This is a genomic window from Aeromonas sp. s3, from assembly GCF_040907805.1.
In the GTDB taxonomy this organism is placed as follows: Bacteria; Pseudomonadota; Gammaproteobacteria; order Enterobacterales; family Aeromonadaceae; genus Aeromonas; species Aeromonas dhakensis.
Map to the genome: position 1 here is coordinate 72518 of NZ_JBFOCQ010000032.1, position 13302 is coordinate 85819.

The window sequence follows — 13302 nt, forward strand, 5'->3', positions numbered from 1 at the left end:
CGGTGAGTCATCATCGGGGCGTTTTTTTATGGGTTGCGTTTAGAGTAAATGCTTTAATGTTGGTGAATATTTGTTAGAATGAAAGGGCTTCTTGAGGAAAAACCAGTCGTCTTTGTTCTCAAGATTTAGCTTCTTCCCAATTTTTGAACTGATTGTTTAAGGCCGGTACTGCATCTGCAGCATCGGCCTCATTTTTATCCCTCCACCACAGAAAATGTAATTAAATTTCATTTTGGTACTTATTAAGCGATATCGCCGCTTTTTCTCTGCATGAATTTGAAAACGTTGCCAATGGGATGAAAAGTTAATTGTTATATAAAATTAACTGTTTATCCCATTGATCAATATGGTTATTCAGATTTTTGGAGGGAGGTAAGCCAAGCGTGGATGGAGGGCAGAGAAGGGGACTCACAGGCTGAAAGCCTTTCAATCAGCGGAGGAGCCGCTCCGCCAATTGCATGGTTGTTTGCCGCATCAACAAGAGGGGAGCTATTCCTCGATCGACTCTTGTTCGTCGTCAATCACCTCATCGGCGCCAGCCTGATACCAGCCGGTCAGCGTCTGGGCCAGCTTTTCCACCCCGATGTTGTTCAGCGAGGAGAAGGCTTCCACCTGGATATGCGGGCCCAGTGCCGCCACGGCCTGGCGTACCTTGATGACCTGATTGTTGCGCGGGCCCGGGCTCAGCTTGTCGGCCTTGGTCAGCAGCAGCATGACAGGCAGTGCGCGGTGGGCGCTCCACTCCAGCATGTTCATGTCGGTATCTTTGAGCGGGTGACGGATATCCATCAGGATCACCAGCCCTTTCAAGGACTCGCGACGCTGCAGATATTCAGCCAGGGACTTTTGCCACTTAAGCTTCATTTCCAGCGGAACTTGCGCATAACCGTAACCCGGCAGGTCGACCAGACGCTTGCCCGGCTCCAGCTCGAACAGGTTGATCAACTGGGTGCGACCCGGGGTCTTACTGGTACGCGCCAGGTTCTTGTGCTTGGTCAAGGTATTCAATGCAGATGACTTACCGGCGTTGGAACGGCCGGCAAACGCAATCTCGACACCCCCATCATTTGGCAGGTGACGGATGTCGGGTGCGCTGGTCACAAAATGCACCTTATTGAAATTCAGAGTTTGTGTATCCAACGTAAATTCCCCATAGAGATAGAGGGTTATAGAGTTACTTTTTTGTGAAATCGTGTAAAATGGCGTCGCTTAAACGCGTTTATTTTAACATGCCTTCAGCGGCATGGGATCTGGAAGCCTAATAACGAGAAGTTGGAACGCCATGAAGAACCTAGTCATTACTCTTGCTCTGATGGTTGGCGTAACGGGGATGGCACAAGCCAAGGGCGATGCCGCTGCGGGACAAACCAAGGCTGCCGTTTGCGCGGCCTGTCACGGACCGGACGGAAACAGCCTTGTCGACATGTATCCCAAGATTGCTGGTCAGCACGCATCATATATCAAAAAGCAGTTAGTTGAACTGAAGGCTGCAGCTTCCGGCCAAACTGGTCGGGTTGCTCCCATCATGGGGCCGATGGCGCTTCCCCTGTCCGAGCAGGACATGGAGGACCTGGCTGCCTACTTCTCCAGCCAGAAGGTGACGCCGATCGCCGTGCCCGATGATGCTGTGGCGGCAGGCAAGGCGCTCTACATGGGGGGCGACATGAGCCGCGGTCTGGCTGCCTGTACCGCCTGTCATGGTCCTCGTGGTTCCGGGGTCGAGCAGGCCAAGTATCCAAGCCTCTCCGGCCAGCACCCAGCCTACATCAAGGCCCAGCTCACCGCCTTCAGGGCTGCCGCTCGTGACAATGATCCGAACGGCATGATGCGGGACGTGGCCAAGAAGCTGACCGATCAGGATATCGAAGTGCTGTCCAAATATGTGGCGGGTCTGCACTGATTGCGGTCGTTTATCCAGCCCGTTGATATTGACGAGGAGCCAGTGGCTCCTCGTTTCTTTTTGGCCTTTAACACCATTTGGCCAATTTTTTCTCACATTGTTGTAAGAGATCTCCCATTCATGAGCCTGGCCAGGGCTTAAAAAATTCGGGAATAATGCTTAGTAATTCATTAATTTCAATATGTTAAATGACAATAGATGGATTATTTCCGTTTGAAAACGTTCCTGGTGGATTGAGCCACTTTATTAAGTTGATACAGTGGATGCATGGAGTGGCCCGCAGGGCAGTTCACGACAGGGATGACGTGAAAGACAGGATGTCGAGGCGGCAGGACGCCACGGAGCCATGCAAGTGGCAGGCAAAGGATTGAAAAACCAGGATGGTGACCGTTCAGGAAGAGCGGGGCTGCGGGACGCAACCACCCCAGAAGATGACCGGACGTCGTCGGCATGGGTCAGGCAAGCACACGCACATTCAGGATCGACCAATTAAGGTCAGGACGACCACACACAAAGATATGATGCGCAGACGTATCACCACGGACAGGGTGATTTGCAGCCAGGGATGGGACTCGCATAAACATATCAAGGCAGCTTCGGCTGCCTTTTTTCTTTTGGGTCATTAACCCGCCCGGTCATTCTGTGTCAAAATACCAGCAACATGCCCAGAGGATGCCGATCCTGCGGTATTTGGCGGTCATTCATGGCCGGATGGGTGCGGGATCCCACTTTTTTGTTTCTCGTCCATCACTCCCGGTATCAGCATCCTCCCCGGCCCACATCAGGCCGGGAACGGGTTTCAATCCAGTCATTTGTCGGAGTCAGTCATTCATGTCGGCTAAACAACCCAATCGCAAGCCCGCCGGTAAGCGCAAAGAATCAGAGGCCAGTGCCCAGGAAGGCCGTGAGCGCAAGCGCGCCGCCAAGCGCAAGGGCTTAAAGGCCGGATCCCGCCAGCAAGTCGAGCAGAGCGGCAAGAAAGGCGGTACCAAGCAGGCCAAGGACCCGCGTATCGGTTCCCGCAAGCCGGTTGTCCTGATCGTGGAAGAGAAGGGTGGCAAGCCGGTGGCGCCTAAACCCGCCAAAGAGAAGAAGCTGGTGATGACCCCCGAGCAGGAGCTGGCCTCCATCGAGAATGATGATCGCCTCAATGACCTGCTGGATCGTCTGGATGCCGGTGAAACCCTGGAAGCGACCGAGCAGGCCTGGGTCGATCAGCGGGTCGATCGCTATCAGGAGCTGATGGACGAGCTTGGCATCATCGACAACGATGACGACGAAGACGACATGGACTTTGATGATGCCGACTTTGATGAGCCAAGCCAGCCAGCCTCCGAAGAGGAGCTGTGGGATCGTTTCACTCAGGTTGACTATCAGCCGGAGCCCAAGCCTGAGCCGAAGAAAAAGTGATGAGTGGATGGATGCTGGCCGCCCTGTTGGGCGGCCTGATTTTGTTGGGGCTGGCCTTCTATGCCGGTTCCCTGCTGGCCCGTCTCAAGCGCCAGCACGACAGCCAGCAGCAGGCCATCGCAGCTCGCAATGAGCGTATTCTCGAGAGCGTCAGGGTCATCGCCCACGCGGTACGAGACGGCCAGTGCGACTACTCCGAAGGTGCCATCCGGCTGACCAACCTGCTCGATGCACTGCAGATCAAGGGCGGTCGTGCCTTTGCCGGTGAATTTCCGGGTCTGTACGGTCTCTACGAGAAGGTGAAAGAGATGCCGACCCATGAGGCGAGGCGGGCCCTCAAGCGCAATGAAATCATGAAGATGGATCTCGAACGCAGTGGCTATGAGGCCGAGCTGGAGGCGCAGATCCTCAAGGATGTGGCCCGACTGAAGGATTTTCAGTTAAGCCGGTGAGCCAATAACAACAAGAGGAAGCAAGCGTGCAAGCAGAACAGATTGTGTGGGATCAGGCCCTGATCGAAAAATATAATTACAGCGGCCCGCGTTATACCTCCTATCCCACTGCGCTGGAGTTCAACGAGGGCTTCGGTTATCCGGACTTCGTCCAGGCCGCGAGCCAGTATCCGGCGCGCAACCTGTCGCTTTACGTGCACATCCCCTTCTGTCACAAGCTCTGCTACTACTGCGGCTGCAACAAGGTGATCACCCGTCACCGCCACAAGGCTGACCAGTACCTCGATTACCTCGAGCAGGAGATCAAGGCACAGGCCCCGCTGTTCAAGGAGCGGCTGGTGACCCAGCTGCACTGGGGCGGCGGCACGCCCACCTATCTGGATGAACCCCAGACCCGCCGACTGATGACCATGTTGCGGGAGCACTTCCATTTCGCCGAAGAGGGAGAGATCAGCATCGAGGTGGATCCCCGCGAGATCGAGCTCTCCATGCTGGACGTGCTGCGGGAAATCGGCTTCAACCGCATCAGCCTCGGCGTGCAGGATTTCAACAAGGAGGTCCAGGTCGCGGTCAACCGCGAGCAGGACAACGACTTCATCCGCGCCATGCTGGAGCGAGCCCGCGAACTGGGTTTCCGTTCCACCAATCTGGATCTCATCTACGGCCTGCCACACCAGAACCGGGAGAGCTTCCACCACACCCTGGAAGAGGTGCTCAAGACCGACCCGGCGCGCCTCTCCATCTTCAACTATGCCCACCTGCCGAGCCGTTTTGCCGCCCAGCACAAGCTGAAGGAGGCGGACATGCCGGCGCCGCAGGAGAAGCTGGCCATGCTGCAGGACACCATCGCCTTCCTGACCGGTCAGGGTTACCAGTTCATCGGCATGGATCACTTCGCCAAGCCGGACGACGAACTGGCGGTGGCCCAGCGTGAGGGCAAGCTGCATCGCAACTTCCAGGGCTATACCACCCAGGGGGATTGCGATCTGCTGGGACTGGGGGTCTCCTCCATCAGCATGATCGGCGACGCCTATTCCCAGAACCAGAAAGAGCTCAAGGCCTACTACGCCCAGGTGGAAACGCTGGGGCACGCCCAGTGGAAGGGGTGCTCCCTCAACCGGGACGACCTGATCCGCCGCGAGGTGATCAAGCGCCTTATCTGCGATTTTTCCCTGAACTTTACCGCCGTCGAGCAGGCCCATGATCTGGTGTTCAATGAGTACTTCGCCGAGGATCTCAAGCTGCTGCAGACCTTCATCGATGACGGCTTGGTGCGCATGACCGAAGAGGGGCTGGAGGTGGTCTCCACCGGTCAGCTGCTGATCCGCAACATCTGCATGTGTTTCGATGTTTACCTGCGGAGCAAGGCGCGCCAGCAGCAGTTCTCCCGGGTGATCTAAGCCGGTCGATGCTGTTGGAAAATAAAAAAACCGCCGAGAGGCGGTTTTTTTATTGGGCCTGGCTGTACTCAGCGCTGGGCTGCGCGGGCACTCAGCTCGGCCTTTTCGCTCTCGCTCAGGAAGGCCAGGGTCAGGCCATTCTGCTGGGCGGTGCGGATCTCGCTCACCGTCATGCCGGCGGCCGGAGCGGCTACTTCATATTCGTGGGGCAGGTCGATCCCCTCTACCGCCGGGTCGTCGGTGTTGAGACAGGCCAGCACGCCAGCGGCCAGGAACTGGCGGATCGGGTGCTCGCTCAGGCTCGCCACCGTGGTGGTCTGAATGTTGGAGGTGAGGCAGGATTCGATGCCGATGCGGTGCTCGGCCAGGTAGGCCATCAGGGCTGGATCCTGGATCGCCTTGACGCCGTGGCCGATACGCTCGGCCCCCAGCTCGTGAATGGCCTGCCACATGCTTTCGGGACCGGCGGCTTCACCGGCGTGCACGGTGACGCGCATGCCCGCATCGCGCACCCGGCGGAAGTGCTCGGTGAACAGCTCGCCCGGGAAGCCCAGCTCGTCGCCGGCCAGATCGATGGCAACCAGCTTGTCGCGATGAGCCAGACAGGCATCCAGCTCCTGCTTGCACTGCTCGGTGCCGAAGGTGCGGCTCATGATGCCGATCAGGTTGGTCTTGATGCCGAAGTCGCGGCTACCGGCCGCCACGCCGTCGATGATGGCTTCGACCACGCCCTGCGGATGCAGTTTGTGTGTCATCGCCATGTAGGCCGGGCTGAAGCGCAGTTCGGCATAGTCGATGCCGGCGCGCAGCAAGTCTTCCACGTTCTCGTAGGCCACCCGGCGGCAGGCATCGTAGTCGGCCAGCACGGCCACGCCCCAGTCCAGTTTCTTCAGGAAGGCGACCAGGCTCGGCTCGTTCTCGACGATCTGCACGTGCGGGCGCAGCGCTTCGAGTTCGTCTGCCGGCAGCCGGATATTGTGCTGACGGCCCAGCTCGAGGATGGACTGCGGACGGATGTTGCCGTCCAGATGGCGGTGCAGGTCGGTCAGGGGAAGAGATCTGTCAATCATGATGGCGCCTTCTTCGAGTCGGGTTGGAAAGCCTGCCATTCTAGGCGGGGCTTCCAAAAAAGATACCCCGTTTGAAATCAAACGGGGTCTTATTGGTCGGCGATTTGCCAAGGCGTGATGGGAATCGTTTTTCCTCGGGACTCAGGAGAGGTCGAGTTCCTTCAGTTTGCGGGTGAGGGTATTGCGTCCCCAACCGAGCAGGCGCGCCGCCTCCTGTTTGTGGCCATGGGTATGGTCCAGCGCGGTTTCCAGCATGATCCGCTCGAACTGGGGCAGGGCATCGGCCAGGATGTCGGTTTCCCCCAGGGCCAGCTTGGCGGCGACCCAATCCTGCAACTGCTGCTGCCAGCCGCCGGACAGCGCCGGCTGGCCCGGCTCGGCGGTGCTGGTGATGGGGGTCAGCAGCTCGGTGGGCAGGTCGCTCACCAGCACCTCCTGCCCCGAGGCCATCACGGTGAGCCAGCGACAGACGTTCTCCAGCTGGCGCACGTTGCCGGGCCAGGGCAGACGGCTGATATAGGCCTGGGTATCCGGATGCAGGCTCTTGGCCTCCACGTTCAGCTCCTTGGCTGCCCGCAGCAGAAAGTGACGGGCCAGTTGGGGAATGTCTTCGCGCCGCTCCTTGAGGGCGGGAATGTGGATGCGGATGACGTTGAGGCGGTGGAACAGGTCTTCCCGAAACTCGCCGTCGGCCACCCGCTTCTCCAGGTTCTGGTGGGTGGCGGCGATGATCCGCACATCCACCTGTACCGGCTGATGGCCACCGACCCGGTAGAACTGGCCGTCGGCCAGCACCCGCAGCAGCCGGGTCTGCACATCCAGCGGCATGTCGCCGATCTCGTCGAGAAACAGGGTGCCGCCGTCGGCCTGTTCGAAGCGGCCGTGGCGGATGTTGTTGGCACCGGTGAAGGCACCCTTCTCATGGCCGAACAGTTCCGATTCGATGAGATCTTTCGGGATGGCTGCCATATTGAGGGCGATGAAGTTCTTGTGGGCGCGCGGGCTGTGCTTGTGCAGGGCGTGGGCGACCAGCTCCTTGCCGGTGCCGCTCTGGCCGTTGATCAGCACCGAGATGCTGGAGCGTGACAGCCGGCCGATGGCGCGGAACACCTCCTGCATGGCCGGCGCCTCGCCGATGATCTCTGGGCTGCTGGCCGGATCCTGCTGGCGTGCCTTGCGCTTGGTGCGCTGCTCCTTGAGGTGATTCTCGGCGCGGCGCACTAGAGTCACAGCCTCGTCGATGTCGAACGGCTTGGGCAGGTATTCGAAGGCGCCGCGCTGGTAGGCGTTGACTGCGCTGTCGAGATCCGAGTGGGCGGTCATGATGATGATGGGCAGGTCGGCCTGGCGGCGATGGATCTGCTCAAGCAGGCTGAGGCCGTCGATGCCGGGCATGCGGATGTCGGAGAGGATCACGTCCGGCGAGCGCATTTCCAGCGAGCTCAGCAGCGCCTCGCCGTCGGCGAAGCTCTCGCACTCGAAGCCTTCACTGCCGAGGGTGCGCTCCAGCACCCAGCGGATAGAACTGTCGTCATCGACGATCCACACTTTTGCTGTCATGACGTTCCCTTATTTGCGAAGCGGTAGAAAAATGGTGAATTCGGTGTGGCCGGGCCAGCTGATGCAGTCGATCCGCCCCTTGTGCTGGTCGATCAGGTTCTGGGCGATGGAGAGGCCGAGCCCGGTGCCTCCCTCCTTGCCGGTGATCATCGGATAGAAGAGGGTGTCGCGGATGGCATCCGGGATGCCGGGGCCGTTGTCGATGATCTTGATCTCGGCCGCCAGCCGGTAGCGCTGGCCGTGGATGGTGATCTGGAACGCGGTGCGGGTTTTGATGCGGATGAGGCCGGTCTGCTCGCCGATGGCCTCGGCGGCGTTGCGCACCATGTTGAGAAAGGCCTGCTGCAGCTGGTCCGGCTCCATCTCGAACTCCGGGATGCTGGGATCGTAATCCCGCTCGATGCGCACCGTTGGTGGTAGCTCCAGCTCTACCAGCCGGCGCACCTGCTCCAGTACCGAGTGCACGTTGTGCATCTGGTGACGACCGGGGCGCTGGGGGCCGAGCAGCCGATCGACCAGTACCCGCAGCCGGTCGGCCTGTTCGATGATAATGCCGGTATATTCGCGCAGGGCGGGGTCGGGCAGCTCCTTTTGCAGCAGCTGGGCCGCGCCGCGCAGACCGCCGAGGGGATTCTTGATCTCGTGGGCCAGGCCGCGTACCAGCTCCTTGGCCGCCTGCTGCTGGGCATGTTGCTGCAACTCCTGGCTGATCTTCTTCTGCTGGTCTATCTTGCGCAGCTCCACCACCATCAGCCGCTGTTCGTGGTCGGCCAACGGGCTGACGCTCATCTCCACCAGTCTGGGCTCCCCTTCCACCACCAGGGTGACTTCGCTGTCGGTGAAGCCCTGCCCCGAACTGAGGCACTGCTTGAGCCGCTGTAGATCGAGGGAGATATGTTCCAGCAGATGGGGCAGCTCGATGCCGATCAGCCGGCGCTGACTGAGGGAGAGCAGCTGCTCGGCGGCGGGGTTGACGAACTGGATGCAGAGCCGTTCATCCATCAGGATGACGGCGGTCAGCAGGTTGTCGAGCAGTATCCTGGCTTGATCCGGGCGGGTTGGCACTGGTTTCTCCCTAAAACGGTGCTATACACCAGCTATGCACCAATGTGGTGCATTTAGTCTACCCGTATCGAGGCACAGGATCACCCCTTGTTGTTGAGCGGGGTCGCTTTGGGGGCTGAATTGATGCTGGCCCGGTGCAGGTAGAAGGTGACTGCCTTGGATTTAGCAAGGATCGTACCGTCTTTGGCGAGCAGCTCGAGCTGGGCCTCGTGGGCACCCCGATCCAGGTTTTCGACCCGGATGGCGAGGGCGTTGTTGACGAGGGGGGCCGCCTTGCCGTCCAGGGTCAGGCGCACGTCATACTGGGTGGGCGGCTGGGGCCTGACCTGGCCCTGGAACACCACGTTGCCAGTGTTGTCGCGCAGGGTGCTGCCCTGTTCCGGGGAGAGCAGTTCGATCACCAGCTTGGCCGCTTCCTTCTCTTTTTTGGCATCGACACCGGTCAGGCTGTTGAAATTGTCCACCTGGACCGAGCGGGGGGCAGTGCCGATGAAGGGGGCGACGCGCAGATCGACCTCCTTGGCCTTCTGTCCCGGGGGCGGAGCATCCGTGTAGTGGACGACCCCCTGGTTGTCGGTCCAGGAGTATACCTTGGCGGCCTGGGCGGCACTGGTGGCCAGCAGCAACAGGCTCAGCATCCATACTGGGTAGGCGGTTTTCATCCATCTCTCCTTGACGGGATTCTGCTTAATCCTATCAGAGAAAAAACCCGCCTGTCGGCGGGGTTGGTCAAGTTCTGAGCTGGGATCCGGATTAAACGGAGTAGTACAGTTCAAATTCCAGCGGGTGCGGGGTCATGCGCACACGGTCAACGTCCTGCTGCTTCAGCTCCAGGTAGGAGTTGATGAAGTCGTCGCTGAACACGCCACCGCGGGTCAGGAACTCGCGATCCGCATCCAGAGCGGCCAGGGCTTCGTCCAGAGAGCCGGCCACGGTCGGCACTTCGGCAGCCTCTTCCGGCGGCAGATCATACAGGTTCTTGTCCATGGCATCGCCCGGATGGATCTTGTTGATGATGCCGTCCAGACCGGCCATCAACTGGGCAGCGAAGGCCAGGTACGGGTTGGCAGCCGGATCCGGGAAGCGGACTTCGATGCGGCGCGCTTTCGGGCTCGGTACCACCGGGATACGGATGGAGGCAGAGCGGTTGCGGGCGGAGTAGGCCAGCATGACCGGTGCTTCATAACCCGGAACCAGACGCTTGTAGGAGTTGGTGGTCGGGTTGGCGAAGGCGTTGATGGCCTTGGCGTGCTTGATGATGCCGCCGATGTAGTGCAGCGCCATCTCGGACAGACCGCCGTACAGGTCGCCGGCGAACAGGTTGACGCCGTTCTTGGCCAGAGACTGGTGGCAGTGCATGCCGGAGCCGTTGTCACCGAACATGGGTTTCGGCATGAAGGTGACGGTCTTGTTGTAGGCGTGGGCCACATTGTGGATCACGTACTTCAGTACCTGTACTTCGTCAGCCTTCAGGGTAAGGGTGTTGAAGCGGGTGGCGATCTCGTTCTGACCAGCAGTGGCCACTTCGTGGTGGTGAGCCTCAACGACCTGGCCCATCTCTTCCAGCACCAGGCACATGGCGGCGCGGATATCCTGGGAGGAGTCGACCGGGGCAACCGGGAAGTAACCGCCCTTCACGAACGGACGGTGGCCTTTGTTGCCGTGCTCGTAGTTGGTACCGGAGTTCCAGGCGGCTTCTTCGGATTCGATCTTCACGAAGCTGTGACCCATGGTGTTCGAGAAGGTGATGTTGTCGAACATGAAGAATTCCGGCTCTGGCCCGAACAGCACGGTGTCGGCGATACCGCTGGCTTTCAGGAAGTCTTCGGCACGCTTGGCGATGGAGCGCGGATCGCGGTCGTAACCCTGCATGGTAGCGGGTTCCAGCACGTCACAGACGATGTTCAGAGTGGTCTCTTCGGTGAACGGGTCCAGCTTGGCAGAGGCAGGATCCGGCATCAGCACCATGTCGGATTCGTTGATGCCTTTCCAGCCGCCGATGGAGGAGCCGTCGAACATCTTGCCGTCTTCGAAGAAATCTTCGTCGACCTGGTGGGCAGGGATGGATACGTGCTGCTCTTTACCCTTGGTATCGGTAAAGCGCAGGTCGACAAACTTGACTTCGTGTTCCTGGATCAGGGCCAAAACGTTCTGGGCTGACATGCTAAGTAACCTCCGGTGTTAAAACTCTTAGGGTGAATGCGTCATCACATTCACATAAGCCAGTATCGTGCCAAGTTTGTGACAGCTTGATTTCAGGGCATTTGCGACTACGGGCCTGCCCCGAGACTCGCTATCTCAGCGCGTTACGCCTCAAAGTAGTGCAACCTTGGATCGTTTTGGTGCACTAAAATGGTGCGTGGTATACGGTCGGCCCCTATCTAAGCAGGCTTTGATGAGAAGGTCTATGATCCTGATCCCCTGTTATGCGCGAATGTACTGCAATTCTGCTAGGCAGATCACAAAGGCGAGAGTACAATTAGCGCCCAATTTTACCCGGTGATTTGAGGCGAGAATGTTAGAGAATTTACGCAATATTGCGATTATTGCGCACGTTGACCACGGCAAAACCACGCTGGTGGACAAGCTGCTGCAGCAATCCGGCACTCTGGATCGCACCAGCGAAGGTCAGGAACGGATCATGGACTCAAATGATCTGGAACGGGAACGTGGCATCACCATTCTCGCCAAGAACACTGCGATCCGCTGGAACGACTACCGCATCAACATCGTGGATACCCCGGGTCACGCCGACTTCGGTGGTGAAGTTGAGCGTGTGCTCTCCATGGTTGACTCCGTACTGCTGCTGGTTGACGCCGTTGACGGCCCGATGCCGCAGACCCGTTTCGTGACCCAGAAGGCGTTCGCTCAGGGTCTGAAGCCGATCGTGGTCATCAACAAGATCGACCGTCCGGGTGCTCGTCCTGACTGGGTAATGGATCAGGTCTTCGATCTGTTCGACAACCTGGGTGCCACCGATGAGCAACTGGACTTCAAGGTTGTTTACGCCTCTGCACTGAACGGTTGGGCCACCCTGGATCAAGACGTCGAGTCCGAGAACATGGAACCCCTGTTCCAGGCCATCGTCGACAACGTGGAAGCGCCTGCCGCCGACACCGACGGTGCCTTCCAGATGCAGATTTCTCAGCTGGACTACAACTCCTACGTGGGCGTTATCGGTATCGGCCGCATCACCCGTGGTCGCGTCAAGACCAACCAGCAGGTGACCGTGGTGGGTGCCGATGGCAAGACCCGTACCGGCAAAGTTGGCCAGGTGCTGGGCTACCTGGGTCTGTCCCGTACCGAAGTGGCCGATGCGCAAGCTGGCGACATCATCGCCATCACCGGTCTGGGCGAGCTGAAGATCTCCGACACCATCTGCGACAACGGTGCTGTTGAAGCGCTGCCGCCGCTCTCCGTTGACGAGCCGACCGTAAACATGACCTTCCAGGTCAACACCTCTCCGTTCGCCGGTAAAGAGGGCAAGTTCGTGACCTCCCGCAACATCCTGGAGCGTCTGAACCAGGAGCTGGTCCACAACGTGGCCCTGCGTGTGGAAGAGACCGATGATCCGGACAAGTTCCGTGTCTCCGGTCGTGGTGAACTGCACCTCTCCATCCTGATCGAAAACATGCGTCGCGAAGGCTACGAGCTGGCGGTATCCCGTCCGGAAGTTATCCTGCGCACCGTGGACGGCGTTCTGCAAGAACCGTTCGAAACCGTAACCGTGGACGTGGAAGAAGCGCACCAGGGTTCTGTCATGGAGCAACTCGGCCTGCGTAAGGGCGAGATGACCAACATGACCCCGGATGGTAAAGGCCGTGTTCGTCTCGACTTCATGATCCCGAGCCGTGGCCTGATCGGCTTCCAGACCGAGTTCATGACCCTGACCTCAGGTACCGGTCTGCTGTACCACACCTTCGACCACTACGGTCCGCACAAGGGTGGCAGCATCGGTGAGCGTCAGAACGGCGTGCTGATCTCCAACGCTACCGGCAAGGCGCTGACCTATGCCCTGTTCGGTCTGCAAGACCGTGGTCGTCTGTTCATCGGTCACGCGACCGAAGTGTACGAAGGCCAGGTGATCGGTATTCACTCCCGTTCCAACGACCTGACCGTCAACTGCCTGAAGGGCAAACAGCTGACCAACATGCGTGCCTCCGGTACCGACGAAGCCCAGGTGCTGACTCCGCCGATCCGCATGTCTCTGGAACAGGCTCTGGAGTTCATCGACAACGACGAACTGGTTGAAGTCACTCCGAAGAGCATCCGTATCCGCAAGAAGCTGCTGACCGAGCTGGACCGCAAGCGCGCCGGTCGTGCTTGATCCGCTGCATCAGCGATGAAAAGAGGCCTGCGGGCCTCTTTTTTTATGGTCGTTTTCCGCAGAAGGAGCCACAGTCGCGCCCGGACGAGTCGCATCTGGCCGGCTCGCGGGTGGTCAA

The 13302-nt window shown here is 59.2% G+C and carries 11 protein-coding genes; 5 read left to right on the plus strand and 6 right to left on the minus strand.

Annotated elements, in window-relative coordinates; translation table 11 throughout:
* Positions 1-489 precede the first annotated feature (489 nt).
* Positions 490-1140 carry a ribosome biogenesis GTP-binding protein YihA/YsxC gene (gene yihA / locus AB5Y98_RS17980; protein WP_005307794.1) on the minus strand — a complete coding sequence of 217 codons (651 nt, stop codon included), beginning with the start codon at positions 1138-1140 and terminating at the stop codon, positions 490-492.
* A gap of 142 nt (positions 1141-1282) precedes the next feature.
* On the opposite strand from yihA, the gene AB5Y98_RS17985 reads away from it, so the two are divergent.
* The 4 genes from AB5Y98_RS17985 to hemN all read left to right on the plus strand — a co-directional run bounded on the left by AB5Y98_RS17985 (position 1283) and on the right by hemN (position 5162).
* Positions 1283-1900 (plus strand): cytochrome c, encoded by a 618-nt coding sequence (locus tag AB5Y98_RS17985; RefSeq protein WP_005307797.1) that lies wholly within the window; start codon positions 1283-1285, stop codon positions 1898-1900.
* Positions 1901-2731: 831 nt separating this feature from the next.
* Positions 2732-3310 (plus strand): Der GTPase-activating protein YihI, encoded by a 579-nt coding sequence (yihI, locus tag AB5Y98_RS17990; protein ID WP_208200832.1) that lies wholly within the window; start codon positions 2732-2734, stop codon positions 3308-3310.
* An 11-nt stretch (positions 3311-3321) separates the two neighbouring features.
* Complete coding sequence (locus AB5Y98_RS17995; protein ID WP_005307801.1) at positions 3322-3762, plus strand: DUF2489 domain-containing protein; 441 nt, start codon at positions 3322-3324, stop codon at positions 3760-3762.
* A 26-nt stretch (positions 3763-3788) separates the two neighbouring features.
* A complete protein-coding gene (hemN, locus tag AB5Y98_RS18000; RefSeq protein WP_368232407.1) occupies positions 3789-5162 on the plus strand; it encodes an oxygen-independent coproporphyrinogen III oxidase in 1374 nt (457 codons plus the stop codon).
* Positions 5163-5230: 68 nt separating this feature from the next.
* On the opposite strand, the gene add is transcribed toward hemN, so the two are convergent.
* From add to glnA, 5 genes are all read right to left on the minus strand, one after another.
* Positions 5231-6232 carry an adenosine deaminase gene (add, locus tag AB5Y98_RS18005; RefSeq protein ID WP_208200833.1) on the minus strand — a complete coding sequence of 334 codons (1002 nt, stop codon included), beginning with the start codon at positions 6230-6232 and terminating at the stop codon, positions 5231-5233.
* A 141-nt stretch (positions 6233-6373) separates the two neighbouring features.
* Positions 6374-7792 carry a nitrogen regulation protein NR(I) gene (gene glnG / locus AB5Y98_RS18010; RefSeq protein ID WP_005307804.1) on the minus strand — a complete coding sequence of 473 codons (1419 nt, stop codon included), beginning with the start codon at positions 7790-7792 and terminating at the stop codon, positions 6374-6376.
* Between the two features lie 9 nt (positions 7793-7801).
* Positions 7802-8857 carry a nitrogen regulation protein NR(II) gene (gene glnL, locus AB5Y98_RS18015; protein WP_005307805.1) on the minus strand — a complete coding sequence of 352 codons (1056 nt, stop codon included), beginning with the start codon at positions 8855-8857 and terminating at the stop codon, positions 7802-7804.
* 80 nt (positions 8858-8937) lie between these two features.
* On the minus strand, positions 8938-9519 hold the full coding sequence (locus AB5Y98_RS18020) for a DUF4124 domain-containing protein (RefSeq protein WP_005307806.1): 582 nt from the start codon (positions 9517-9519) through the stop codon (positions 8938-8940).
* Positions 9520-9610: 91 nt separating this feature from the next.
* On the minus strand, positions 9611-11020 hold the full coding sequence (gene glnA / locus AB5Y98_RS18025; RefSeq protein WP_005307807.1) for a glutamate--ammonia ligase: 1410 nt from the start codon (positions 11018-11020) through the stop codon (positions 9611-9613).
* A gap of 352 nt (positions 11021-11372) precedes the next feature.
* Here glnA and typA point away from each other — a divergent pair, with 352 nt between their 5' ends.
* On the plus strand, positions 11373-13184 hold the full coding sequence (gene typA / locus AB5Y98_RS18030) for a translational GTPase TypA (RefSeq protein ID WP_005307808.1): 1812 nt from the start codon (positions 11373-11375) through the stop codon (positions 13182-13184).
* Positions 13185-13302: the final 118 nt, after the last annotated feature.